The organism is Streptomyces sp. NPDC030245 (assembly GCF_055572995.1).
This window is the reverse complement of record NZ_JBVICF010000009.1, coordinates 274356-297851: the sequence shown is the minus strand read 5'-3', so window position 1 is coordinate 297851 and position 23496 is coordinate 274356. Positions and strand designations below refer to the sequence as shown.

Sequence of the window (23496 nt, the reverse complement as noted above, 5' to 3'; positions counted from 1 at the left end):
GGGCCACTCAGCAGCAGATGCTGGCCGTCGCTGTCGTCCTCGCCTCCCTGTATCCGGCGGTGCCGACGGTGCTGGGGCTCGCGGCGCTGGGCGAACGCGTCACCCGGGCACAGACGACAGGCCTGCTGGGAGCGGTCGCGGCGGTCGTCCTGCTCACCCTGGGCTGACCGCTGACCGCTGACCGCACACCTTCAGCACCTCACGTCTACTCCCACGGGAGTACGCGTGATCGCCACGCCCGTCGGACGCCCACGCGCCCCGTGCCGGTCTAGCGTGACCGCCATGGACGAGCAGCGCGAACGCAGGGCAGGCGGCGGACCACCCTGGTGGAACCCGAACCCCGGCGCCGGGGACCCGGCGCACCCCCGGCTGCCGTGGCTGACAACCGCCGCGCTCACCCTGTTCGTGCAGGTCGGTTCCGGGTTCGCCGAGCACGGGCAGCCCGACCGCGTGGACCTCGGCCCCGTCGGGCGGGTGCTGCTGTTCCTGGCCACGGCGGTACTCCTGGTGCGGCACCGCCACCCCGTACCCGTCGTCTGCGCCACCGCCGGACTCACGCTCGTCTACATCGGCGCCGGGTTCCCGTACGGGCCGGTCTTCCTAGCCGTCGCCGTGGGCTGCTTCGCCGCGATCGTCGCGGGGCACCGGCGCGCGGCCTGGGGTGCCGTCGGCGGCCTCTGGGCGGGACATCTGCTGATCGCGCACTGGCTCTACGCGTGGTTGCCACCCGGCGGTGACGGCCCGCGGCCCTGGGGCGAGGAGCTGGTGGTCGCCGTCTGGGTCGTCGCGATCGTGGCCGTGTCGGAGCTCGGCCGCGTACGGCGTGAGCAGTGGGCCAAGGAGCGGGCCGAGCGCGCGCGGGCCGCCGAGCGGCGCGCGGACGAGGAACGGCTGCGGATGGCGCGGGAGTTGCACGACGTCCTCGCGCACAGCATCTCCGTCATCAACGTCCAGGCGGGCGTCGGTCTCGCGCTGCTCGACTCCGACCCGGAACAGGCCCGCACCGCGCTGACCACCATCAAGGCCGCGAGCAAGGAGGCGCTGGGGGAGGTCAGGCAGGTCCTCGGCACCCTGCGCGCCCCCGGGGCGGCGCCGCGCACCCCGGCGCCCGGCCTCGACCGGCTGCCCGAGCTGGTCGAGCAGGCGAAGAGCGCGGGGCTGACCGTCGAGGTCACGACCGAAGGTGCCGGGGCGAAGCTGCCGCCGGGCACCGACCTCGCCGCGTTCCGCATCGTGCAGGAGGCGCTGACGAACGTCGTACGTCACTCCGGTTCGCGCCACGCGCGCGTGCTGGTGCGCCACGGGGCGGCGTCGCTCACCCTGCGGATCGACGACGACGGGCCCGCCACCTCGGCCGACGCGGGCGGCAGCGGCAACGGACTCGCCGGAATGCGGGAGCGGGCCGCCGCCCTGGATGGCACGATCGAGGCGGGCCCGCGTCCGGACGGCGGTTTCCGCGTGACCGCCGTACTGCCGATGGTGGCGGGCCGCGCAGTCGAGGCCCGCACCGCACCCCGGGAGGGCCAGTGATCCGCGTACTGCTCGCCGACGACCAGTCTTTGGTCAGGGCAGGCTTCAAGGCGCTCCTCGACGCACAGCCGGACATCGGCGTCACCGGGGAGGCCGCGGACGGCGAGGAAGCGGTGCGGCTGGTGCGGGACCTGCGCCCCGACGTCGTCCTGATGGACATCCGCATGCCCCTGCTCGACGGGCTCGCCGCCACCCGCCGCATCACCGACGAGCCGGGCCTTGCGGATGTGAAGGTGGTCATGCTCACCACCTTCGAGCTCGACGAGTACGTCTTCGAGGCGCTCCGCTCCGGAGCGTCGGGGTTCCTGGTGAAGGACACCGAACCGGAGGAACTGCTGCGCGCGGTACGGGCGGTGGTCGCGGGCGACGCGCTGCTCTCACCCGGGGTGACGCGCCGCCTCATCGCCGAGTTCGCGGCCCGCTCCAAGGAGCCCGCGTCCGCCGACGCCCTGGGTGCGCTGACCGAGCGGGAGCGGGAGGTGATGGCACTCGTCGGCATCGGCCTCTCGAACGAGGAGATCGCCCGCCGCCTCGTCGTCAGCCCGCTCACCGCCAAGACGCACGTCAGCAGGGCCATGGTGAAACTGAACGCCCGGGACCGCGCCCAACTCGTCGTCCTCGCCTACGAGACGGGGCTCGTCCGCCCCGGCTGGCTGGGCTGACGCGACGCACGCACCTCGTCCGGCGACCGCGCACGGAAGCGACACACGGCAGGCCGGTCCACAAGCAGCAGGCCGGTCCACGCAATATGCATGCACGTGCAATAAATGCCGGTGCAATGAATGGGCGGATCTCTGCTACCGTGCGTGTCATGGCGGCGAAAACGGCCGAGCAAGGGCTCGTGGACCAGTGGCGGGGCATCCTCGCGGTGCATGCGCGCACCCTGTGCGAGCTCGACCGGGAGCTGCACCCCCATGGGCTCGGGGCGAGCGACTTCGAGGTCCTGGACGTGCTGGCCGAGGGGTCTTCGGACGACGGCGGCTGTACGTTCCGTGTGCAGGAGATCTCCGCGCAGGTGCATCTAAGCCAGAGCGCGCTCTCCCGCCTCATCGGGCGTCTGGAGAGGGACGGTCTCGTGGAGCGCGGCATGTGCAGCGAGGACAGGCGGGGCGTACGCGTCTCCCTCACCGACAAGGGGCGCGCCCTGCACCACGAGGTGCGACCCGTGCAGCGGGCGGTCCTCAAACGGATGCTCGACGCCCCCGCCGGCTGACGGCCACCCCTGTCGCTGGTCAGCCTGGTGCCGGTCACCCCTACCCGCCGCTCACCCCATCACGATGGCCGACCTCTCCCGCCACAGCGCCGCTGCCGCGCGGTCGCCCGTCACCTGTGGGAACGGCACCCGGTTCCACAGGGCCAGATAGAGCCGCGCCGCGGGCCCCGACACCTCGCAGTCGGCAGGTGCCGCCATGCCGCGCTCCGTGACCGGCGGCCCGTCGGAGAGACGCACCGTCCAACTCCGCTCGTCCGGCGTGTCCGTGGTCCGTACCCGCAGCACGCGCGGCACGTCACTGCGCACCCGGCTCCTCTCGCGGGCGTGGAAGCCGAGCAGCAGCTCCTCGATCCCGTCCACGGCGAAGTCGACATCGATCGGCGAGGGGGTGCCCGCACGCGCGGACTCCGCGTCCACCCGGTGGACGGTCGTCTCGTTCGCCTGTCGCCGGGCCCAGAACGCCAGCGGCGAAGGGGCGGGCAGGAACGCCCAGCACTCGACGTCGGGCGGCGCCCCGGTGAGCGTCTCGACGAGCGCGCCGTGCCCCTCGCGGAACCAGTCGACGAGCGCCGCGCCGTCCAGGTCGGGGAGTTCACCGCCGAGCCGGTACGAGGTGCGCCGCTCGGTGATGAACGCGGCGGCCCAGCGGTGCACCATCCCCGTGTGCCGGAGCAGGTCCCGCACCTGCCAGTCGGGGCAGGTGGGAACCTTGGCGTCGGTCCCCGCCTCAGCGGCGGCCCGGGCCAGCAACCGGCCTTCCCTGTCGACGACTTGTATGTGTTCGGAAATATCCATGCGGGGATTGTGGCGGATGGAGCGCGCTGGAACCGGAACCTCCGGGTGATGTCAGACCGATTCGGTACGCTCCGCGGCCCCCGTGGTCCCCGTAACCTCCGTACGCCGTGTCGCGAGGCCGATGAGCGAGGCGACGGCGGCGAGCAGCGCGACGCTCGTCAGGGCGGTGGGCAGTGAGTACCAGTCCGCCATGAACCCGATCAGCGGCGGTCCGACCAGCATGCCGCCGTAGCCGAGCGTCGACGCGGCGGCGACCCCGCCGGGACCGGCGAGCGCGCCCGCGCGTTCGACCGCCACCGGGAAGATGTTGGCGAGCCCGAGCCCGGTGACGGCGAACCCCGCGAGGGCGAGGCCCGCCGACGGGGCGAGCGCGCCGAGCAGCATGCCGGCGCAGGCCGTGGCGCCGCCCCCGACCACCGTGCGGGTCCTGCCGAGCCGCTCCAGGAGCGCGGTGCCGGAGAGCCGGCCGATGGTCATGGCGAAGGCGAAGCACGAGTAGGCCGCGGCGGCGACGCCCGGGTGCGCGTGCAGGTCCTCCTCCAGGTGCAGCGGGCCCCAGTCCGCGATGGCGCCCTCGCCGTACGCGGTGCACAGCGCGATGAGTCCGAAGACCATGACGAGCCCGCGGGTGCGGCGGTCCATGCGGGACGAACCGCCGCGCACGGGGGAAGTGCTGTCGGCGATGTCGGTGAGGGCGCCCTCGGTCGTCGCGGCGGCGCCGCCCAGCCCGGCCGCCGCCCCGTGCCGGAGCAGCGCGGGCGCCGTCACGGCGGTGATCGCGAGGCCGACGACGGTGATCCCCAGCAGGTGCGGGGTGGGAGAGAGGTGCCCGGCGACCAGTCCGCCGAGGCCCGCGCCGAGCATGCCCCCCAGGCTGAACGCCGCGTGGAAGCTGGGCATCACGGGCCGCCGGAGCGCGCGTACGAGATCCACGGCGGCGCTGTTCATCGCCACGCTGATGCCGCCGTACGCGGCCCCGAAGAACAGCAGGACGAGACCGAGGACGAGGACCGAGCCCGTCAGTGGCGGCAGCGCGACGCTCAACGGCATCGCGACTCCGCACGCCACCGTCATCGGAATGCTGCCGAAGCGCCGGCAGAGCCGCCCGGTGAGCGTCATGGTGACCACGGCCCCGGCGGAGACCGCGAGCAGCGCGAGCCCCAGCTCGCCGGCCGAGGCCCCCGTCTGGTCCTTGATGGCGGGGATGCGGACGACCCAGCCGGCGAAGACGAAGCCGTCGAGGGCGAAGAAGACGGTCAGGGCGATGCGCAGGCGGCGGAGGTGGGGAGCGGGGGCGGGGGAGGGCCGCGGCGCTGCGGTCCCGAGTTTGTTTAGTAGCGGCACAAAGTCAGGGTAGGGTGCGCGCGGGCCGTGGACAAGGCACTTGTGCGGCGGCGTACGGCTTGTGCGGCGGCGTACGGGACAGGAGGCACGTCGCACGCGACGGTGCGGGGGAGGAACCGGCAGATGACGGCTGAACGGCGAGGCCGTGTACGGATCATGGGAGACTCGCCCTCATGAACGGCAAGGCTGACCCCCGTGCCGAGGGGGAAGTGACCACGCGTACCCGCCTGGAGCGAGGGCGCGGCGCGCTGGGCCCCGCGCTCGAACTGGTCCACACCGGGCGTGCGCCCACCCGTGCCGTGCTCACCGCCGAGCTGGGCGTCACCCGTGCCACGGCGGGCGCCGTCGCCGCCGAGCTGGAGGCGCTCGGGCTGATCCGGATCGACGCGAAGCCCAGTGCGGCCGCGGGCTCGCAGGGCCGCCCTTCGCACCGGCTCGCCGTCGCCGACGAGGGGCCCGTGGTGCTCGCGGCGCAGGTGCACTCCGACGGTTTCCGTGCCGCGCTCGTCGGGCTCGGCGGGAGCATCGTGGCGACCGCGCCGGGCTGCGAGACCGTCGACGCCGACCCCGCGCAGGTGCTCGGATCGGTCGTCGACGCGGGCGCACGGCTGCTGCGCGAGACCGGCAGGCGGTGCGTGGGCGCGGGCCTCGCCGTGCCGTCCGCGGTGGCGCAGCCGGAGGGCACCGCCCTCAACCCGCTGCATGTGGCGTGGCCCGCGGGCGCGCGGGTCAGCGAGATCTTCGCGGACCGGGTACGGGACGCGGGCATCGCGGGACCGGCCTTCGCGGGCAACGACGTGAACCTCGCCGCGCTCGCCGAGCACCGCCACGGCGCGGGCCGCGGCGCCCGGGACCTGCTCTGCGTGGCGACAGGGCACCGAGGCGTCGGCGGGGCCCTCGTCCTCGACGGGCGCCTGCACACCGGGAGTTCGGGCCTCGCCCTGGAGGTGGGGCACCTCACCGTGAACTCGCAGGGGCGCCCCTGCCACTGCGGCGGCCGGGGCTGCCTTGACATCGAGACGGACCCTCTCGCCTTCCTGACGGAGGCGGGCCGTGAGCCGGGGCCGGAGGGGCTGCTCGTGCAGGCCCGCGACCTGCTCCGGAACGCGTACGGCGACCCGTCCGTGCGCACCGCCGCCGAGGCGCTGATCGACCGGCTCGGCCTCGGGCTCGCCGGTCTGGTCAACATCCTCAACCCCGACCGGATCATCCTGGGCGGGCTGCACCGCGCTCTCCTGGAGGCCGACCCGGAGCGGCTGCGCGCCGTCGTCGCCGACCGAAGCCTGTGGGGGCGCAGTGGCGGTGTCCCGATCCTCGCCTGCACGCTGGACCACAACAGCCTGGTGGGGGCCGCCGAACTGGCCTGGCAGCCGGTGCTCGACGACCCCCTGGGAGCCCTGGGACAGCTGGAAAGCTGAAGGACGGCTGGACGGTCAGACGGGCTCGGAGACGGGCCGGGGAGTGCCGTCCTCGGTTACGCGCGCGGTGTCGGCGGACTCGGTCCGCCCCACGGCCGGGGCCCGGCCGCGCAGCAGATCCGGTACCAGGGAGAGCAGACCGAGTGCGGCGAGGCCGGCGCCGATCCACAGCGGCGCCCGCAGCCCGAACGCATCGATGGCCGGGCCGCCGACGGAGGTGGCGATGATGATGCCGAGCGTGATGAAGGACGAGTGGACGGTGTTGACCAGCGACCGGGCGTTGCCGGCGCGCTGGACGCGGGTCACCAGGGCGGGATTCATCGTGACGCCGACCAGGCCGATGCCCAGCATGAACACGACGGCGGGGACGCTCAGCCGGGCGAAGAGCGCGAACCCGACGAGGGAGGTCAGGTTCAGTGTGAGGCCGACGACGAGCACGGGGACGGTGCGGCGGTCGGCGAGCCGGCCGACGACGGTGTTGCCGATGACGGTGGCGGCGCCGTACGCGATGAGGAGCAGCGGCACGGTGCCGGTGGCGAATCCCGTGAGCTCGGTGAGGATCGGGTTGAGGTAACTGAAGGCGGAGAACGTCGCGCCGATCACGAAGGTGCTGGTGGTGAGGGTGAGCCACAGCCGGGGGTTGCGGAAGGCGGTCAGCTCCTGCCGGAGGCTGCCGCTCTCCTCGCCGCCCTCGCCGTCGGCGCCGCTCGGCACCCCGATGAGTGTGGCCGCGGCGGCGAACACGGTCAGGACGGTGATCGCCCAGAACGCGGCGCGCCAGCCCAGGTGTTCACCGACGACGGTGGCGAACGGCAGCCCGAGCAGCGTGCCCAGCATCAGTCCGTTGAGGGCCACCGCGACGGCACGGCCGCGCACTTCGGGCCGGGTGAGGCTGGAGGCGAGCGAGATCGAGACGCCGAAGAACGCCTGGGAGGCGATGCCGGTGAGTATGCGGGCGACCAGCATGGTGCGGTAGTCGGGTGCGACGGCCGCGAGCACGTTGCCTGCCAGGAAAATCCCGAACAGCAGCATCAGGGCGTTCTTCTGACGCATTCTCAGCACGGCGACGGTGAGGAAGGGCCCGCCGAGGGCCATCGCGGCGGCGAAGGCGGTGATGAGGTAGCCGATCTCGGGAACCGTGGCGTCCAGTCCGTCGGCCATCTGCGGCATCAGTCCTGCGACCACGAATTCACTGGTCACCATGGCGAAGATGCCGAGGGCCAGGACGTATACGGCGCGGGGCATGGTGGAGTGCTCCTGTCGGGCAAGTTTTGGATACTTCAGTACAGAATGAAGGCGTGAGGGGGTGCGGCGAGGCACGCGGCAAGCCGTGGCCAGGTGTGCGGGGCTCAGGTGCTGAGGAGGGGTGGGCCGGTGTCGCTACCGGACCGCCAAGGCGTCCAGCGCGGTTTCGGCGACGGCCTCCAGGGCCGCACGGTCGGCGCCGCCCTGTGCGGAGACCCGCATGCCGCCGATGACCGCGTTCACGTAACGGGCGAGTGTGTCGGCGTCCCGTCGGGATGTGATGTCGCCTGCCTGCTGGCCGGCCCGGATCGTGGCGCGCAGCGAGGCGAGCCGCGCCGCGAGGTCGCGCTCCAGCATGTCGGCGGCCTCGGGGTCGCGCCCGGCGAGTTCGACCGTGGTGTTGACGGTGAGGCAGCCGATGCTGTGGCCGTTCTCGCGGCGCTCGAACTCTCCGTCGATGATCCGGGCGAACAGTGCGCGGAGGCGCTCCGGGGCCGACCGCTCCACGTCCTCCAGGATCTCCATCTGCGAGGTGTTCATCATGTCCATGTACCGGGTCAGGGCTCGCCGGAACAGGTCGTGCTTGCTGGTGAACGTGTTGTAGATGCTGCTGCGGCCCAGGCCGGTGGCTTCGCACAGGTCCTGGGTCGAGGTGCCCTCGTAGCCGTTCACCCAGAAGGCGCGCATCGCCGCGTCCAGGGCCCGCTCCTCGTCGAAACTCCTCGGTCGGGCCATGGTCGTACCGTACCGGTTTTGGAACGACCAGTGCAATACCTCGGCCGGAAGGTGAGGTGGCGTGCCCCCCCACCTGCACTCCGAGGCTCTACCTCCACTCCACCCCGAAAGCGCGCCCCGGATTCACCGCCAGGATCCGCTCCACCAACTGGTCACCCACCGCGAGCGCCAGCCGGGGCCGCAGCCTGCGCAGCAGATACGGCATGCCGGGGCCTCCGTCGACCGATCGTGCCGCCGCGGTCGTCGTGTCACCGCCCAGGAGGAGCCGGTCCCCGAAACCCGCGTCCGCGAGGGAGCGCACGGCGTCCGGCATGCGCCAGTCCGTGGCGTGATGGGAGCGGGACGGGCCGTCGAAGGCCAGATAGGCGCCCGACTCGGCGGCCTGAAGGTGGCCGGTGAGGTCGGGGGCGCGGTTGAGGTGGCCGAGGATCACCCGGTGCGGCGGCACGGCCGACTCGCCGCAGAGCAGGTCGAGTACGTCCAGTGCGCCGGTGCCCAGCTCCAGATGGACGGCGATCGGCGCGCCCGTCGCGTGATGTGCCTCGGCCGCCGCCGCCATCGCGCGGCGCGCGTGGCCGTCGAGACCGTGGAAACCGCTCGCCACCTTGATCAGCCCGGCTCGCACCCCGGACTCCCCGATGCCCTCGGTCAGTTCACGGACGAAGAGGTCGGCGAGCCCGCCCGCGTCGCGGAGCCGGTCGAGGAACTCGGGGGTGTAGTGCGCCGCTTGGTGCAGCCCCGTCGCGGCGACGAGGTGCGCGCCCGTCGCCCTGGACAGCTCGGGCAGCCGTCCGGCGTGCCGCCCCATTCCGTGGGGTGTCCACTGCACGACGCTGTGTCCACCCGCCGCGCGGAACGCCGTCAGCTCGGCGGCCGCGGCGTCGACCGATGCGAGCTCCTGGCCCGGCAGTTGGGGGCTGCACAGGAAGAGGTGGTCATGGGCGTCGCAGACGCCGAGGTCGGCAGGGTCGATGTCGCCGAGGACCGTACGGACGACAGGAGCCCTGCGAGCCGTCTGCTTGTCGTTCACCACTGCCGCCCGTGCGGCAGCTTCTCCTGCTCGGGCGTCGAGAGGTGCAGCACTTGGAAGACGTCGCCGAGGCCGTCCGGCGCCCCGTGCTCCCAGAGCGAGAAGTGCACGGCCTCCCAAGTGCGGGGGTCGACGGCGGCCAGCGCGCTCGACGCGCCGTCCTGTCGTACCGTCCGCCGTGCCTCGGCGGCGAGTTCGTCCGCCAGTTCCGGCAGCCGGGACGGTGCGGGTATCCGCTGGTGGCGGCGGACGGCGAACCTCGGTGCGGTGCGGGGTGGCACGGCTCCGGAGGGTGCGGCGGTTCCGGGTGCGTCGGTCTCCTCGTACGCGAGGACCGTCCAGTTCTGCACCACCGGGCGCCCGAAATCGTCGACGAGCCCTTGGAAACCGGGCCCCCAGAGGAAGGAGTTCATGCCCTCGGCGGTGTTCCAGAGGTAGAACGGCGCGTACTGGTTCACGGGCGAGCCGTCCTTGCCGCGCTCCCGCATCAGGTATGCCTTGAACCCGAGTCCGGGGAACGTGTCGAGGAGGTGCCCCTTCGACGCGACGCGGTGACGGATGACGTCCATGTCGTAGTCGGCGGGCAAGGTGATCTCGTACTGCATCGCGTGCATGGTGGCGTACTCCCTTATCGGCAAGCGCAGTTGAGCGGGGCAGGCGCAGTTGGTGCAGGCTCAGCCTGCGGAGGCGTCGGCCTGCACCGCAGTGGGTGTGCGGGAGGCCGCGAGCAGCGCGAGCAGACCGCGTACCGCCGCGTCGAAGGCGGCGGGCGAACCCGACGAGCGGGCCAGGACATAGCCGCCCTGCACTGTCGCAACGATCGCCGACGCGGTCTCCCGCGGGTCGAGCGCTGCCGTGAACTCGCCCTGGGTACGCCCCTCTTTGACGATTCCGGCGAGCCGCTCGCGCAGCCAGTCGAGCGTCTCGGTGACGGGAGCGCGCAGCTCGTCGCTCGCGATGACGTCCGGGTCCATGGTGAGGCGGCCGACCGGGCAGCCCTTCAACACGTCGCGCTCGCGCAGCAGATAGGCCTCGATGCGCGTGTACGCCGACGTGTACGCCGACTTGTCGCCGCCGCCCAGGACGGCCTCGGCGGCGGCCCGCATCTCCTCGGCGGTGCGCCGGATCGCGGCCAGCGCGAGGTCGGACTTCCCCGCGAAATGGTGGTACATGCTGCCCTGCCCGGCGCCCGCGCGCTGCTGGATGGCCTTGGGGCTCGTCCCCACGTACCCCCGCTCCCACAGCAGCTCGCGGGTGGACTCGATCAGACGCTCCGGAGTGCTCATGCGCTCACTGTACATACTAGTAGGTACAGGGATCCATCGGTGGACGGGAGCAGGCGCGCACGCCACGTGTACTCCCCGGGTGGTACGCGTGGTGCCGCTGGCCGTACGACGACGTCAGGGCAGTCCGGGGGCGAGTTTGGAGGCGTCAGGCAACACAGCGAATCCACTTCGTAGGAGATGATTTCCCATGCAGACCTTGGCGCACTGGGACGGCGGGCCCGGCCCGTGGATCCTCTTTCTCCCGCTGATCTGGGCGGCCGTCGTCGTCGGCGCCGTCACCCTGCTCCGCCGCACCGTGTGGCGCGGCCGGCGCGGGCCGCTCCGGGCTTCGGACGCTCCCGGCGGCATCGACGCGAACTCGCCCATCGACGCGAACTCGCCCATCGCCGTGCTCGGCCGCCGCTTCGCCGCGGGCGAGATCGACGAGGACGAGTACTGGCGCAGGCTGACCGTCCTCAACGAGGAGTTCGGCCGTACGTCCAAGGGCGGTGCGGCATGAGCACCGCAACGGGCAGGAATGCCAAAGCCGTTGCCGACACCGGCACCGATACCGGCGCCGCCCGGGTCGTCGACGCCGTGAAGGTCTACGGCAGCGGAGACACCGCCGTGCGCGCCCTGGACGGGGTGAGCGTCGCCTTCCCCGCCGGGCGGTTCACCGCGATCATGGGCCCGTCCGGCTCGGGCAAGTCCACCCTGATGCACTGCGCGGCAGGCCTGGACACGCTCACCTCGGGCGCCGCCTTCATCGGCGGCACGGAGCTCGGGAAGCTGGACGACCGGCGCCTGACGCTGCTGCGCCGGGACCGCGTCGGCTTCGTCTTTCAGGCCTTCAACCTGGTCCCGACGCTGACCGTCGCCGAGAACATCACCCTGCCCATGGACCTCGCGGGCGTCGACGGCGACCGCGAGTGGACGGATGCACTCGTCGACGTCGTCGGGCTGCGCGACCGGCTGCACCACCGGCCCGCCGAACTCTCCGGCGGGCAGCAGCAACGCGTCGCCGTGGCGCGGGCGTTCGCCGGGCGTCCCGACGTCGTCTTCGCCGACGAGCCGACCGGCAACCTCGACTCGCGCTCCGGCGAAGAGGTGCTGAACCTGCTCGGCGACGCGGTGCGCCGGATGGGCCGCACCGTCGTCATGGTCACCCACGACCCGGTGGCCGCCGCCCACGCCGACGAGGTCGTCTTCCTCGCCGACGGGCGGCTCGTGGACCGGATGGCGGGGCCGACCGCCGACAAGGTCCTTGACCGCCTGAAGGCGTTCGACACGAAGCCGCCCACGAGCCCCGCTCCGGGCACCCGCACGAAAGGCCCGGCGACATGAGCTCCCCCAACTCCCCGAGCACCCACCGTCGTCGGAGGTCCCTGGCCGCGTCCGCGCGCATCAGCATGGCTTCGCTGCGCGGCCACAAACGCCGCTTCGCCGGTACGTTCCTCGCCGTCATGCTCGGCGTCGCCTTCCTGGCGGGCACACTCGTCATGGGCGACACCCTGCGCGCCGGCTTCGACACGATGTTCGGCAACGCCGCCAGCGGCACCGACGCCGTCGTCCGCAGCGCCGCCGCCATCACCACACCCGACGACAGCCAGGGCACCCGCGAGCCCGTCAGGACCGACCTCGTCGAGAAGCTCAAAAAAACGGGGCAGGTGGCCGCCGCCGAGCCCGCCATCGAGGGCGCGGGCCAGCTCCTCGGCAAGGACGGCGAGCCCATCGGCGGCCAGGGCCCGCCCACCCTCGCGGGCAACTGGATCGACGACGAGGAGCTGAACGCGTACCGGCTCGCCGAAGGCCGGACCCCCGCGAAATCCGGCGAGGTCGTCGTCAACCGCGGCGCCGCCGAGACGGGGGACCTGAAGATCGGCGACACGACGACGCTGCGCACCCCCGACCCGGTCGAGGTGAGGATCGTGGGCCTCGCGACCTTCGGCGGCGAGGACGGCATGGCGCAGACCACGTTCACCGGCATGACGCGGGCCGACGCCGAGAAGTACCTCATGCCGAAGCCCGGCGAGGCCTCCACCATCCGGGTGCGGGCCGGCCCCGGCGTGAGCGAACAGGACCTCGTCGACGCGCTGACTCCCGTACTCCCGCGCGGAGTTGAGGCCATCACCGGTGAGGCGTCGGCCGCGGAGAACACCGACGACATCTCGGGCCAGTTCCTCGACCTCTTCACCGGCTTCCTGCTGGTCTTCTCCGGCGTGGCGCTGCTGGTCGCCACCTTCAGCATCCACAACACCTTCGCCATCGTCGTCGCCCAGCGCACCCGCGAGAACGCCCTCCTGCGCGCGCTCGGCGCCTCGCGCCGCCAGGTCACCGCCGCCACCCTCGTCGAGGCGGGCGCCGTCGCCGCGGCCGCGTCGGCCGCGGGCCTCGTGGGCGGCATCGGGATCGCGGCCGGATTGCAGGCGCTGTTCCCCGCCATCGGATTCCCCTTCCCCGAGGGGGAGTTGGTGATCAGCGCGCTCTCCATGCTGCTGCCGCTCGCGGTCGGCGTCGTGGTCTGCCTGGGTTCCGCGGTCCTGCCCGCCGTACGGGCCGGGCGCACCGCCCCGCTCGCCGCGCTGCGCGAGACCGCCGTCGACCACTCCGACGCCTCACGCCGCCGCGCCGTCGTGGGCGCGGGCCTCGCACTGGCCGCCGTGGGGCTCACCCTGACCGGCGTCCTGGTCAGCCCCTCGCTCTGGCTCGCCGGGGCCGGGGCGGCGCTGGCCCTCGTCTCCTTCGTGGTGCTCGGCCCGGTCGCCTCCTCGCGAGCGGTACGCGTCCTCGGCGGGCCCCTGGACCGGCTGCGCGGCGTCACCGGCGGCCTGGCCAGGCGCAACGCCCTGCGCAGCCCGAAACGGACCGCGGCCACCGCGAGCGCGCTCATGATCGGCGTCGCCGTCGTCTGTCTCTTCACGGTCTTCGGCGCCTCGCTGAAGGCCACGATGGACCAGACCGTGAACCGCTCCTTCGCCGGAGACGTCGCGGTCAGCGCACCCGGCTTCGGCGGGGGCGGCAGCGGCCTCAGCCCGAAGCTGGCCCCCGCGCTCGCCGAGCGCCCGGAGGTCGAGACCGCCGTGGGCCTCGGCAGGGGAGCCGCGGAGGTCGACGGGGAGGGCCGCGCGCTCACCGTCACAGACCCGGAGCCCTTCGCGGCCTCCTACGACCTCGGGAAGGTCGAGGGCTCGCTGCGGGCGCTCGGCGACGACGGCATCGCGATCACCCGGCCCGAGGCGGAGAAGCGGGACCTGAAGGTCGGCTCCCGGGTCCAACTGGCCTTCGCCGACGGCGAGAAGGAGACCTTCACCGTTCGCGCGGTCTACGGCCTGTCCGAGCTCGCCGGTGACTACGTCATCACCCGCGAGGCCTGGGCGCCGCACCGCGTGCAGGACGCCGACAGCGTCGTATCCGTCACCTTCAAGGACGGTGTGAGCCCCGCCGAAGGCAAGGCCGCCATCGCGAAGACGGTGCGGGACCACGGCGATCCGGACGTGCGGACCCGCTCCGAGTACGCGGCCGCCTCCGCGGGCGGCATCGACATGATGCTCACCCTCGTCTACGCGCTGCTCGCCCTGGCGGTGCTCATCGCGCTGCTCGGCATCGCCAACACGCTGACCCTCGCGATCCACGAGCGCACCCGCGAGCTGGGTCTGCTGCGCGCGGTCGGCCAGACCAGGGCCCAGCTGCGGGCCATGGTCCGCTGGGAGTCGGTGCTCGTCGCGGCCTTCGGCACGGCCGGGGGGATCGCGCTGGGCGGCTTCCTCGGCTGGGTGCTCGTCGAGGCGGCCGACGGCGCGACCGAGACCGCCTTCGCCTTCGCCGTGCCGCCGGTGCGGCTCGCGGTGGTCGCCCTGGTGGGCCTGGCCGCGGGCGCCTTGGCGGGCCTGCGCCCGGCTCGGCGGGCGGCACGGCTCGACGTGCTGAGGGCCGTCGCCACCGAGTGACGCACCCGCCGCACGTCGAGCGGAAGATCACCGCCCGGTCAGCCGACAACGGCCGACCGGGCGGGAGCCTTCTCGACCACCCCGTACACGGGATACGACGACACGGTCACCGCGGGGGAGGGGGCCGGAAGCGTGAACCACACGACCTTCCCCGCGTCGCCCTGCGGGCGCACGCCCCAGCTCTCGCTCACCGCGGCGACCATCGCGAGCCCTCTGCCACAGGTGGCGAGCGACTCCACGTCATGGACCTGGGGAAGCCGGGGATCGTGGTCGTGGACGGAGACCGTGAGCCGGTCGAGCAGCAGCTCGATCTCCACGGTGCACAGTTTGTCCGGCTCGGCATGGAGGTGGACGTTGGTGAGCAACTCCGTCACACCGAGGGCGGCCTGGTCGATCAAGGGATCCAGATGCCAGTAGCGCAACTGCGCAGATACGATTCTGCGGACCTGGCGGATCCGCGACGGCAGGGCTTGGAGCTCTACCGTGCAATGCCTGCTTGGCTGGCTGATCACGGCTGCGACTCCCCGAATTGAGGTCCGGAAGAAGACGACGATCGGATCCAGCAGGGGCCGCGTGGTCTGCCGCCTGCTGTGTGGCCGGCGGGGCTGGTTCGCAGCGTCATCGCCGGTAAACCCAGAGTGATGTGAGACCAGAGTGACCCAGGGGGTGGGGGCGTGCAACTCGCGCACGGTGCGGCGGGTCCGCTCAGCTCCGTGGCCGCTGGTGTTCCGTGGCGCTGCGCACCGCCTCGATGAACCCGCGCACCGTCGGCGGCCCGGCCTCACCCGGACGTGGTTCGTGGTCGTTCAGGGTGAGCAGATAGCGGGTGCCGTTCACTTCGGCGAGAGCCCGGTCCTCCGGGGCGAACCACGGCTTTCCCGTACGCACCGCCTGCAACGGCGCGCTGTCGATCTCCGTGCCGTAACTGGTCAGCAACTCCAGCCTGCCGTCGGCGATACGGACCTGACCGGCACGCGTGAGGGAGCGCAACCGCCGCCCGATCCGCACACCCGTAGCCGTGAACTCCGGCTCCGCCATGGCTCTCCGCCCCCTTGTGCGTTTCGGTGACCGCTCCGGCCGGGACAGGCGTCCCGTGCGGTGAAGTCTGCACGCACCCGGCGTCGAGCACCAGTGCGCATGGGGGTGTCGAACAGGCACTTCGGAGCGGCCCGCGGTGGCGCTCCGCGCGCTCCCCCCGAGGCTGCGCCAGCTGTGCCTTTGAGGTGCTCAAAGGTGTGTTTATGCAGGTGAGGAGCGTGTGGCGGGTGTTTAAGATCGAGGTGTACGGCCGCGTCGAATCGCGTCCGGCACGACGCGAAGGAGCCCCGCCGTGAGCACCCCACAGCAGTTTCGAGCCGACGGGCCGATGCCAACACTCGACGTCGACCACAGCGACGAAACGTACCGTTCCTGGCTCAAAGAAGCCGTCCGCAAGGTCCAGGCGGACGCGAACCGGTCGGCCGACACGCACCTGCTGCGCTTCCCGCTGCCCGAGCAGTGGGGCATCGACCTGTACCTCAAGGACGAGTCGACGCACCCGACGGGCAGCCTCAAGCACCGCCTCGCCCGCTCGCTGTTCCTGTACGGCCTGTGCAACGGCTGGATCCGGCCGGACCGCCCGGTCATCGAGGCGTCCAGCGGGTCCACGGCCGTCTCCGAGGCGTACTTCGCGAAGCTGATCGGGGTGCCCTTCATCGCGGTGATGCCGCGCACGACAAGCGCCGAGAAGATCCGTCTCATCGAGTTCCACGGCGGCCGGTGCCACTTCGTGGACGACCCGCGCACGATGTACGCGGAGTCCGCGGCCCTCGCCGTCGAGACGGGCGGGCACTACATGGACCAGTTCACCTACGCGGAGCGGGCCACCGACTGGCGGGGCAACAACAACATCGCCGAATCGATCTACCAGCAGCTCAGGCTGGAGCGCTACCCGGAGCCCGCGTGGATCGTCGCCACGGCGGGCACCGGCGGCACCTCGGCCACCATCGCGCGCTACGTCCACTACATGCAGCACGACACCCGCATCTGCGTCGCCGACCCGGAGAACTCCTGTTTCTTCGACGGCTGGACGAAGAGCGACCCGGACGCCACGAGCGACTGCGGCTCCCGCATCGAGGGGATCGGCAGGCCCCGCATGGAGCCGAGCTTCGTGCCCGGCGCGATCGACCGCATGATGAAGGTGCCGGACGCGGCGTCCGTCGCCGCGGTGCGCGCCCTGGAACGGGCCATCGGCCGCAAGGCGGGCGGCTCGACCGGCACGGGCCTGTGGAGCGCCTTGAAGATTGTCGCGGAGATGGTGGCCGCGGGGAGCACGGGCAGCGTCGTGACCTTGATCTGCGACCCCGGCGACCGCTATCTGGACAAGTACTACTCGGATGCGTGGCTGGCCGAACAGGGCCTGGACATCGCGCCGTACACGCTCGCGATCGACACGCTGCTGGCCACGGGGGCGTGGCCGGAGTAGCGGCCTTCGCCGACCGAGTCGGAGCCTATGCCCCGGCCGCGGTGAGCCGTCGGTCCAGCGCCGTGACGGCGTCGCGGAACGATCGCCCGAGGCCCGGCCGGGCGAGCTTCATGGCGCCGCGCAGGGGTGCGGTGCCGTCCATGGCGAAGGTCCACCGCACCCGGGTGCCGGTGGCTCCGGCCACTTCGCTCCGGGCCGGGGAGAGGCGCCACTCCTCGACCAGGGCGCGCAGGCCCGGCGCGTTCGTCTCGTCGACGCGGTAGGTGTACCGCTCCGGTCCGTCGGCGGCGAGGATCGACTCCTGGAAGCGCGTGCCGCCCATGAGGCGGACCTCGCGGCCGGTGCCGCCGCCGGTCGGCCGGCACAGGGTGACCGCGGAGAACCACTGGGGCCAGCCCGTCACGTCCTCGGCCAGGGCGCGGTAGACCGCCTCGGGAGGCGCGCTGACCTCACGCGAGAAGACCAGACGCACCGGAGCGGAGTCCACGAAGTCGAGCCCCACGGGGCTCAGTCGGCGTGCCATGTGAATCTGCCCCCAGCAGACGGACGGTTGACCGAGCACCGTCACCCTAGCTGGCGGGTCGTCAGATGTCTGCGCCGGCCCCGGAGTCGTCCAGGTCCGCCACGACGCCGTCTCCGCTGTCTCCGCCGTCTCCGGCGTCTCCCGCGTCGGCGTCCGTCGCCCGCTCGCCCGTGATCACCAGCCGGTTCAGGTGCTCGGAGATCTCCGAGCGCGCCTGCGCGGGCAGCCCCGCATCGGTCACCAACGTGTCGACCTGCGAGAGCGTCGCGAACGAACTCAGGCCCACCGTCCCCCACTTGGTGTGGTCCGCGACCACCACCACGCGCCGCGCCGACCGCACCAGGCGCCGGTTCGTCTCCGCCTCCGCGAGATTCGGCGTCGACAGACCGGCCTCCAGGGATATGCCGTGCACACCGAGGAAGAGCACATCGAAGTGGAGCGCCCCGATCGCCTGGTCCGCCACCGGACCGACCAGCGAGTCCGAAGGGGTCCGCACGCCACCCGTCAGCACGACCGTCGCCGCGCCCTGCCGCTGCCCGGAGGTGCGCTGCGCGGAGTGGAAGACGTCCGCCACCCGCACCGAGTTCGTCACCACCGTCAGATCCGGGACGTCCAGGAGGTGGTGGGCCAGCGCGAACGTCGTCGTACCCCCGGACAGGGCGATCGCCGTGCCGGGCGCCACCAGGGACGCCGCGGCCCGCGCGATGTCCTCCTTGGCGGTCGGCTCCAGGCCCGACTTGGCCTCGAACCCCGGCTCGTGCGTGCTCGCCTCGACCACCGGGACCGCGCCGCCGTGGACCTTCTCGAGCACGCCCTGGCGGGCCAGCGCGTCGAGGTCGCGGCGGACCGTCATGTCGGACACCCCGAGCTTGCGGGTGAGTTCATTGACACGGACGCCGCCGCGACGGCGCACCTCGTCGAGGATCAGGGCGCGGCGCTGCTCGGCGAGGAGGTTCTGGTTGTCGCTCACGCCCGGTACGGCCCTTCTGCCTCGTCACGTCCGTCGCGCCCACCCGGCGCACGGCCTCATCCTCGCACGCGCGACCGACAGCCGTGCCATCGCCCGCGGGCCCGCACACGACCGGAAACCGCCCGCGACGGCCGGTAACAGCCGGGAAGCTCACCAGGAAGGGGGAGATTGCGTGACGAGGGGTGCGCGGCGGGCCGCGAGCCGAGATCCTTGTGCTCTCACCACGCGCATCTCGGGGGAAGCGGAACAGTGGAGCGAGCCACGCAGGACGAGACCGCCCTGGAACTCCTGGTCCATGGAGTCGGGGGAACCACACCGGAGCGAATGCTCGACGACCCGCGCACCGTGCGGATCACCGGCGACGACACGGCGGCCATGTTCCGCCGCACCGCGGACGCCGACGCCGAGCGGCGCCCCGACGACTACCGGGGCAAACCGGTGCCCGAGGCGTACGTCTGGTGCAACCTCACCTCGGGCAACGGCTCCCGGGCCCTGTGGCTCCTGCTGCTGCCCTTCATGGTCGTCAACCTCGCCCACTGGATGCGCCCCACCTCACGCCACCGCAAGCGACTCGTGCGTACCTACGGCCTTCTGGTGCGCCTCATCGGCCTCACCCTCACCGTGCTGCTCGTCGCCGCCGCCTGCGAGCTCGCGCTCGACCTCACGGCATGGCAGTGCGCGGGCACCCCCGAGTGCGCCGACGACCGCTCCTGGCTCGGCTTCCTCGCCACCGACGCCGCGGGACACGGCGGCTGGTGGTCCCAGCCCGGCCGCCGGCTCGCCGTCGCCGCGCTGCTGCCCGCCGCGCTCACCGGCCTGCTCTGGTACCTGTCCCACCGCACCTGGAGCGCGTACGAATCCCAGCAGCCGCTGCCCCAGCAGCCCGACCCGGAGGAGGAGACCAGCCGCACCGCGCTCGGCAGGCCCGGATTCTGGTACGGACGGCGCCTGGTGGCCCGGCTGCGCGCCGCCCACACCGCCGCCGGACTGCTCACCGTCGCCGCCGCGGTCGGCACGGCCGCCGCGCGGCACGACCGGCGCCCCGGCGGCCCCGCCCTGCTCGACGCCCTCGGCTGGGCGCTCGACGCGACCCTCGTCCTGAGCGGGGGAGTCGTCGTCTGGGTCGTGTGCCGCAGGGGGCGCACCGAGAACCGCCTCGACCGGAAGCTCGACCGGACCCTCGTGCGCTGGCTGCCCCTGAGCTCGCTCGTCCTCCTCGTGCTCGTCCTGCTGTACGCGGGCTGGTCCCGCCCCGAGTGGCGCTCCGCGGGCAGGCTGCCGGGCGACGCCACCTTCGGTGGCATCGCGCTCGTCCAGGGCCTCCTGGTCCTGTGCCTCGCGGTGGTCGCCCACCTCCTATACCGCACCTCTCCCGACTCCCGCACCGCCATCCGCGGCTTCGGCGGACCCGCCGTCGCCATGCTGTCCTGCGCCCTCGGCGGCGTCATGACCGGCGGCGGCGCGCAGCGCGTGTCCGACTGGCTCGACGGCACCCGGGGCTCGATCGCGGGACCGGCCGTGGTGCTCACCTGGCAGGCGTCCGTGATCCCACCGCTCCTGGTGGTCGTGGCGGTGCTGTGCGCCTGGTTCGGCGTACGCACCGTGCAGCGCAAGCGCCACGAGATGGCGCAGCTGGCGCGGGACTACCCCGACGAGCGCACCGACCTCACCCGCACCCGCCGCATCGCGGGCACCCGCGCGCGTGCCGCCCTCACCGACCGCGCGCCCCTCCTCGTCGGCATCGTCTCCGCCGTGACGCTGCTGCTCGGCACCGCCGCGCTCACCGGTGCCTGGGTGACGGACCAGGTGCCGGCGAAGGCCGCGCAGGGCGCTCCGAACATCCTGGAGGGCGCCGCGGAGACCTCCCAGGCCCTCGGCTCCTGGCTCATCGGCTTCGGCTTCATACTCTTCATCACCTGGGGCCGCCGCGCCTACAAGGACCCCTCGGCCCGCCGCACCATCGGCATCCTCTGGGACGTCGGCACGTTCTGGCCGCGCGCGGCCCACCCCTTCGCGCCGCCCTGCTACGCCGAGCGCGCGGTGCCCGACCTGACCTGGCGGATGGCCAGTTGGACGCGCGCCACCGCCGCCACGGGAGGCCGCCTCGTCCTCTCCGGCCACTCCCAGGGCAGCGTCCTCGCGGCGGCCGCCGCCTGGCAGCTGCGCCCCTCGGTCCGCAGGCGCGTCGCCCTGCTCACCTACGGCTCACCCCTGGAGCGCCTGTACGGCCGCTGGTTCCCCGCCCACTTCGGCCCCGCGGCCCTGTCCTCCCTGCACCGCGAGGTCGACTGCTGGCGCAACCTGTACCGCACCACCGACCCCATCGGCGGCCCCATCCAGCTGCACGGCGACTGCGGCCCGCAGGTCGACCGCGCCGCCCTCAAGGACCCCCTCGCCTACGGCCGTACGGAGGAGCACCCGCTGCCCGCACCGATCCTCGGCCACAGCGACTACCAGGCCGACCCCGCGTTCGCCGAGGAACGGACGCGGCTGTTGGCCCGCCTCACGCCCTGTGTGCCGCCCCCGAGGCCCGCGACCGCCGAGGAGGTCACACCAGCTCCGGCAGATCCTCCGGATACAGCAGGGTGAGATCGTCCGTGCTCGGCTCGTCGAGCTGGGCGACCCGCCCCGCGTGCCGCTCCACCATCGCCTCGAAGGTCTGCCGCGCGGTACGGCCGTTGCCGAACGCGGGACCCTTGGGGAGCGCCGTGAAGTACTTCAGGAGCGCCTCGGACGCACCGGTGCCGAGGCGGTACTCATGCTCGTCGGCCTGCTGCTCCACGATCCGCAGCAGCTCCTCGGGGGCGTAGTCGCTGAAGGTGATGGTCCGTGAGAAGCGGGACGCCACACCGGGGTTGACGGACAGGAACCGCTGCATCTCCGCGGTGTAACCCGCGACGATCACCACCACGGCCTCACGGTGGTCCTCCATCAGCTTCACCAGCGTGTCGATGGCCTCGCGGCCGAAGTCACGCCCGGAGTCCTCCGGCGACAGGGCGTACGCCTCGTCGATGAAGAGCACGCCGCCGCGCGCGCGGTCGAAGGCCTCCTGGGTGCGGATCGCCGTCGAGCCGATGTGCTCGCCGACCAGGTCGACCCGCGACACCTCGACGAGGTGGCCGCTCTCCAGGACGCCGAGCGAGGCGAGGATCTCGCCGTAGAGCCGGGCGACGGTCGTCTTGCCCGTGCCGGGGGAACCGGTGAAGACCAGATGGCGGCGGACCGACGCGGCCTTGAGCCCGGCCAGCTGCCTGCGGCGGCCCACCTCGATCATGTCGGTGAGGGCGCGCACCTCGCGCTTGACGCTCTCCAGGCCGACCAGCGCGTCCAGTTCGCCGAGGACCTCCTTGGCGGCGCGGGCGGCCTTCCCGGGCGCCGGCGCGGCGGGCTGCGGGGTCTGTAGCGGGGTCTGCTGTGCGGGCAGGGAGCCGAGCAGCCCGACGGTCTGCGTGGCCGTCTGCACGGCGGGCGCCGGCTGCGCCGCCGGCGCGGGGGTGCGCAGGCCGCCGCTCTCGTCGCTCGCGCACTCCTCGACGAGCGGCCCCTCCTCGGAGAACTCGAAGCCGCCGCGGGCGCACCGCTCCGTGCGGCACTTCTTCAGCGTCGTACGGCAGCCGTCTATGACGTGGAAGCCGTAGCCGTCGCTGCCGCCGACCCGGCAGCCATGGAAGGTGCCGCGGCCGCCCGCGGAGACGTAGAAACCGGCCTCGGCGGGCGAAGTGACCGTGCAGCGCTCGATGGTGGGGTCCGCGCCCTTGGTGACGATCACACCCGTCTGCACGGAGTCGATGGTGCAGTTGGCGAGGGTGCCGCCGCTGCCGTGGTCGCGGAACCAGGCGCCCGTGGCGGCCTCGCGGATCCGGCAGTCGTCCAGCTGCGCGGTCGCGCCGTCGCTCACCGACACGGCGGTGTTGCGCACCTGCGAGAGGTCGCTGTCGACGACGTCGGTGCGCGAGCCGCGGTCCAGGACGAACAGCGCGTCCGGCACGTCGTGCACCCGGCAGGACTCCAGGACGGCGGTCGCGCCGTCACTGACCCAGACCGCCGGATAGTCGCCCGTACTGTCGTGGATCTCGCACTGGTTGGCGTCCACGCGCGTGCCGGGGTCCCAGACCGAGAGTCCGTTGCGGCCGAACCGGCTCACCGTGGAGCGGGTGAGGGTGAGGACGGAGCGCGACCGCAGGTCGATCGCGTTCTCCGGGATGTCGTGGATGCGGCAGTCGGCGAGGGTGAGCACGGCGTCCGTGTCGAGCGTGACGCCGTCGGAGGTGGTGCGGTGCACGTCGCAGTCGGTCAGGTGCGCCGCGGCCCGCGCGGTGACCTGCACCCCCGAACCCTTGACCTCGTACACCTCGCAGCCGATGGCCTCCAGACCCGTGTGCTCCCCGGTCACCGAGAGGCCCGCGCCCGAGGCGTGGTGCACCCGGCAGCGCTCCAGGCGGGGATGGGCGCCGCCGCGCACCGCCACACCGGACTGGCCCGCCGCGACGATCTCGCACTCCTCGAAGACACCGCCCCCGCCGTCCAGCACCGCGATGCCGATGCCGCCCGGGTTGTCGACGGTGCAGCGGCGCACCGTCGGCCGCGCCCCGCCGCGCACTTCGAGGCCGGCCGCCGACCGCGTCACCACCCGGATCCCGACGAGCTCCGGTGCGCCGTCCTCGACGAGCAGCGCGGGCGCGGACGAGTCCTGACCCTCGATGAGCAGGTCCTGCACGACCGCGGAGGAGCGGACGGTCAGCGGCACCCCGTCGGACGGCGCGATGCGCACCGAGCCTGCGGAGCTCTCGGGGCCGCGCAGCGTCACCGCGCGCTGGACGACGAGGTTCTCGCGGTAGGTGCCCGCGGCGACGGTCAGTACGTCCCCGTCGCTCGCGGCCTCCAAGGCAGCGGCGAGCGATGCGTACTCGCCGGTGCGGCGCCGCCACCGCGACGTGCCGGTGTGCGTCACCTGGACCGTGCCCTGTGCCATGGAGTTGCTCTGCCCCCACCTTGTTCGTGCGCCGGACCTTGCGGG

At 72.8% G+C, this 23496-nt stretch carries 22 protein-coding genes; 10 read left to right on the top strand and 12 right to left on the bottom strand.

From position 1 onward, the window contains the following. Positions 1–17: 17 nt before the first annotated feature. The 4 genes from ACZ4Z4_RS24815 (at position 18) to ACZ4Z4_RS24800 (ending at position 2743) form a co-directional block, all read left to right on the top strand. Positions 18–167 (top strand): hypothetical protein, encoded by a 150-nt coding sequence (locus tag ACZ4Z4_RS24815; RefSeq protein ID WP_468331178.1) that lies wholly within the window; start codon positions 18–20, stop codon positions 165–167. Positions 168–282: 115 nt separating this feature from the next. Then, complete coding sequence (locus ACZ4Z4_RS24810) at positions 283–1530, top strand: sensor histidine kinase (RefSeq protein WP_468331175.1); 1248 nt, start codon at positions 283–285, stop codon at positions 1528–1530. Continuing rightward, on the top strand, positions 1527–2192 hold the full coding sequence (locus ACZ4Z4_RS24805; protein WP_468331172.1) for a response regulator: 666 nt from the start codon (positions 1527–1529) through the stop codon (positions 2190–2192). Before ACZ4Z4_RS24810 ends, ACZ4Z4_RS24805 begins: the two co-directional genes overlap by 4 nt. Positions 2193–2341: 149 nt before the next feature. Further along, on the top strand, positions 2342–2743 hold the full coding sequence (locus tag ACZ4Z4_RS24800) for a MarR family winged helix-turn-helix transcriptional regulator (RefSeq protein ID WP_468331169.1): 402 nt from the start codon (positions 2342–2344) through the stop codon (positions 2741–2743). Positions 2744–2794: 51 nt separating this feature from the next. Here ACZ4Z4_RS24800 and ACZ4Z4_RS24795 read toward each other — a convergent pair whose 3' ends face one another. Continuing rightward, positions 2795–3538: a maleylpyruvate isomerase family mycothiol-dependent enzyme gene (locus ACZ4Z4_RS24795; RefSeq protein ID WP_468331165.1), complete on the bottom strand. Its 744-nt coding sequence runs from the start codon at positions 3536–3538 to the stop codon at positions 2795–2797. A 51-nt stretch (positions 3539–3589) separates the two neighbouring features. Next, positions 3590–4882, bottom strand: a complete 1293-nt coding sequence (locus ACZ4Z4_RS24790; protein ID WP_468331161.1) for an MFS transporter — start codon at positions 4880–4882, stop codon at positions 3590–3592. Between the two features lie 173 nt (positions 4883–5055). Between ACZ4Z4_RS24790 and ACZ4Z4_RS24785 the strand changes: the two genes are divergently transcribed. Next, a complete protein-coding gene (locus tag ACZ4Z4_RS24785; RefSeq protein WP_468331158.1) occupies positions 5056–6300 on the top strand; it encodes an ROK family protein in 1245 nt (414 codons plus the stop codon). A 15-nt stretch (positions 6301–6315) separates the two neighbouring features. Here the strand turns inward: ACZ4Z4_RS24785 and ACZ4Z4_RS24780 are convergent, their stop codons facing one another. The 5 genes from ACZ4Z4_RS24780 to ACZ4Z4_RS24760 all read right to left on the bottom strand — a co-directional run bounded on the left by ACZ4Z4_RS24780 (position 6316) and on the right by ACZ4Z4_RS24760 (position 10596). Continuing rightward, positions 6316–7545: an MFS transporter gene (locus tag ACZ4Z4_RS24780; RefSeq protein WP_468331155.1), complete on the bottom strand. Its 1230-nt coding sequence runs from the start codon at positions 7543–7545 to the stop codon at positions 6316–6318. A gap of 135 nt (positions 7546–7680) precedes the next feature. Then, positions 7681–8280 carry a TetR/AcrR family transcriptional regulator gene (locus ACZ4Z4_RS24775; RefSeq protein ID WP_468331152.1) on the bottom strand — a complete coding sequence of 200 codons (600 nt, stop codon included), beginning with the start codon at positions 8278–8280 and terminating at the stop codon, positions 7681–7683. A gap of 88 nt (positions 8281–8368) precedes the next feature. Further along, a complete protein-coding gene (locus tag ACZ4Z4_RS24770) occupies positions 8369–9310 on the bottom strand; it encodes a phosphotriesterase family protein (protein WP_468331147.1) in 942 nt (313 codons plus the stop codon). Continuing rightward, the gene (locus ACZ4Z4_RS24765) at positions 9307–9924 is read right to left on the bottom strand and encodes a DUF4865 family protein (protein WP_468331144.1); all 618 of its coding nucleotides are present in this window, start codon (positions 9922–9924) and stop codon (positions 9307–9309) included. The genes ACZ4Z4_RS24770 and ACZ4Z4_RS24765 overlap by 4 nt, the downstream gene beginning before the upstream one ends. 60 nt (positions 9925–9984) lie before the next feature. After that, positions 9985–10596 (bottom strand): TetR/AcrR family transcriptional regulator, encoded by a 612-nt coding sequence (locus ACZ4Z4_RS24760; protein WP_468331141.1) that lies wholly within the window; start codon positions 10594–10596, stop codon positions 9985–9987. 187 nt (positions 10597–10783) lie between these two features. Here ACZ4Z4_RS24760 and ACZ4Z4_RS24755 point away from each other — a divergent pair, with 187 nt between their 5' ends. Genes ACZ4Z4_RS24755 through ACZ4Z4_RS24745 form a run of 3 tightly spaced genes read left to right on the top strand, consistent with a single transcriptional unit; the run spans position 10784 to position 14522 of the window. Beyond that, entirely contained in the window at positions 10784–11095 is a 312-nt protein-coding gene (locus ACZ4Z4_RS24755; RefSeq protein WP_468331138.1) for an SHOCT domain-containing protein, read from the top strand. Continuing rightward, positions 11092–11919, top strand: a complete 828-nt coding sequence (locus tag ACZ4Z4_RS24750) for an ABC transporter ATP-binding protein (RefSeq protein ID WP_468331135.1) — start codon at positions 11092–11094, stop codon at positions 11917–11919. The genes ACZ4Z4_RS24755 and ACZ4Z4_RS24750 overlap by 4 nt, the downstream gene beginning before the upstream one ends. Positions 11920–11960: 41 nt before the next feature. Continuing rightward, complete coding sequence (locus ACZ4Z4_RS24745; protein ID WP_468331509.1) at positions 11961–14522, top strand: ABC transporter permease; 2562 nt, start codon at positions 11961–11963, stop codon at positions 14520–14522. Between the two features lie 38 nt (positions 14523–14560). On the opposite strand, the gene ACZ4Z4_RS24740 is transcribed toward ACZ4Z4_RS24745, so the two are convergent. After that, positions 14561–15034, bottom strand: a complete 474-nt coding sequence (locus ACZ4Z4_RS24740) for an ATP-binding protein (protein WP_468331132.1) — start codon at positions 15032–15034, stop codon at positions 14561–14563. A gap of 193 nt (positions 15035–15227) precedes the next feature. Further along, the gene (locus ACZ4Z4_RS24735; protein ID WP_468331129.1) at positions 15228–15560 is read right to left on the bottom strand and encodes a hypothetical protein; all 333 of its coding nucleotides are present in this window, start codon (positions 15558–15560) and stop codon (positions 15228–15230) included. Positions 15561–15888: 328 nt separating this feature from the next. Here ACZ4Z4_RS24735 and cds1 point away from each other — a divergent pair, with 328 nt between their 5' ends. Continuing rightward, positions 15889–16986, top strand: a complete 1098-nt coding sequence (gene cds1 / locus ACZ4Z4_RS24730) for an L-cysteine desulfhydrase Cds1 (RefSeq protein ID WP_468331506.1) — start codon at positions 15889–15891, stop codon at positions 16984–16986. Between the two features lie 25 nt (positions 16987–17011). Here cds1 and ACZ4Z4_RS24725 read toward each other — a convergent pair whose 3' ends face one another. Next, complete coding sequence (locus tag ACZ4Z4_RS24725) at positions 17012–17509, bottom strand: SRPBCC family protein (RefSeq protein ID WP_468331125.1); 498 nt, start codon at positions 17507–17509, stop codon at positions 17012–17014. 61 nt (positions 17510–17570) lie between these two features. Beyond that, positions 17571–18479: a DeoR/GlpR family DNA-binding transcription regulator gene (locus tag ACZ4Z4_RS24720; RefSeq protein WP_468331122.1), complete on the bottom strand. Its 909-nt coding sequence runs from the start codon at positions 18477–18479 to the stop codon at positions 17571–17573. Positions 18480–18803: 324 nt separating this feature from the next. Here ACZ4Z4_RS24720 and ACZ4Z4_RS24715 point away from each other — a divergent pair, with 324 nt between their 5' ends. Continuing rightward, the gene (locus ACZ4Z4_RS24715) at positions 18804–21068 is read left to right on the top strand and encodes a hypothetical protein (RefSeq protein ID WP_468331503.1); all 2265 of its coding nucleotides are present in this window, start codon (positions 18804–18806) and stop codon (positions 21066–21068) included. On the opposite strand, the gene ACZ4Z4_RS24710 is transcribed toward ACZ4Z4_RS24715, so the two are convergent. Next, on the bottom strand, positions 21028–23451 hold the full coding sequence (locus ACZ4Z4_RS24710; RefSeq protein WP_468331119.1) for a right-handed parallel beta-helix repeat-containing protein: 2424 nt from the start codon (positions 23449–23451) through the stop codon (positions 21028–21030). The two genes, ACZ4Z4_RS24715 and ACZ4Z4_RS24710, sit on opposite strands and share 41 nt — an antisense overlap. Between the last annotated feature and the right edge of the window lie 45 nt (positions 23452–23496).

What these genes read in the sequence shown, in the direction of transcription:
- ACZ4Z4_RS24755 (WP_468331138.1), top strand. Translation starts at nt 10,784, where the DNA reads ATGCAGACCTTGGCGCACTGGGACGGCGGGCCCGGCCCGTGGATCCTC.
- ACZ4Z4_RS24760 (WP_468331141.1), bottom strand. Translation starts at nt 10,596, where the DNA reads ATGAGCACTCCGGAGCGTCTGATCGAGTCCACCCGCGAGCTGCTGTGG.
- ACZ4Z4_RS24735 (WP_468331129.1), bottom strand. Translation starts at nt 15,560, where the DNA reads ATGGCGGAGCCGGAGTTCACGGCTACGGGTGTGCGGATCGGGCGGCGG.
- ACZ4Z4_RS24795 (WP_468331165.1), bottom strand. Translation starts at nt 3,538, where the DNA reads ATGGATATTTCCGAACACATACAAGTCGTCGACAGGGAAGGCCGGTTG.
- cds1 (WP_468331506.1), top strand. Translation starts at nt 15,889, where the DNA reads ATGCCAACACTCGACGTCGACCACAGCGACGAAACGTACCGTTCCTGG.
- ACZ4Z4_RS24750 (WP_468331135.1), top strand. Translation starts at nt 11,092, where the DNA reads ATGAGCACCGCAACGGGCAGGAATGCCAAAGCCGTTGCCGACACCGGC.
- ACZ4Z4_RS24715 (WP_468331503.1), top strand. Translation starts at nt 18,804, where the DNA reads ATGCTCGACGACCCGCGCACCGTGCGGATCACCGGCGACGACACGGCG.
- ACZ4Z4_RS24765 (WP_468331144.1), bottom strand. Translation starts at nt 9,924, where the DNA reads ATGCACGCGATGCAGTACGAGATCACCTTGCCCGCCGACTACGACATG.
- ACZ4Z4_RS24815 (WP_468331178.1), top strand. Translation starts at nt 18, where the DNA reads ATGCTGGCCGTCGCTGTCGTCCTCGCCTCCCTGTATCCGGCGGTGCCG.
- ACZ4Z4_RS24800 (WP_468331169.1), top strand. Translation starts at nt 2,342, where the DNA reads ATGGCGGCGAAAACGGCCGAGCAAGGGCTCGTGGACCAGTGGCGGGGC.
- ACZ4Z4_RS24810 (WP_468331175.1), top strand. Translation starts at nt 283, where the DNA reads ATGGACGAGCAGCGCGAACGCAGGGCAGGCGGCGGACCACCCTGGTGG.
- ACZ4Z4_RS24780 (WP_468331155.1), bottom strand. Translation starts at nt 7,545, where the DNA reads ATGCCCCGCGCCGTATACGTCCTGGCCCTCGGCATCTTCGCCATGGTG.
- ACZ4Z4_RS24775 (WP_468331152.1), bottom strand. Translation starts at nt 8,280, where the DNA reads ATGGCCCGACCGAGGAGTTTCGACGAGGAGCGGGCCCTGGACGCGGCG.
- ACZ4Z4_RS24785 (WP_468331158.1), top strand. Translation starts at nt 5,056, where the DNA reads ATGAACGGCAAGGCTGACCCCCGTGCCGAGGGGGAAGTGACCACGCGT.
- ACZ4Z4_RS24710 (WP_468331119.1), bottom strand. Translation starts at nt 23,451, where the DNA reads ATGGCACAGGGCACGGTCCAGGTGACGCACACCGGCACGTCGCGGTGG.
- ACZ4Z4_RS24725 (WP_468331125.1), bottom strand. Translation starts at nt 17,509, where the DNA reads ATGGCACGCCGACTGAGCCCCGTGGGGCTCGACTTCGTGGACTCCGCT.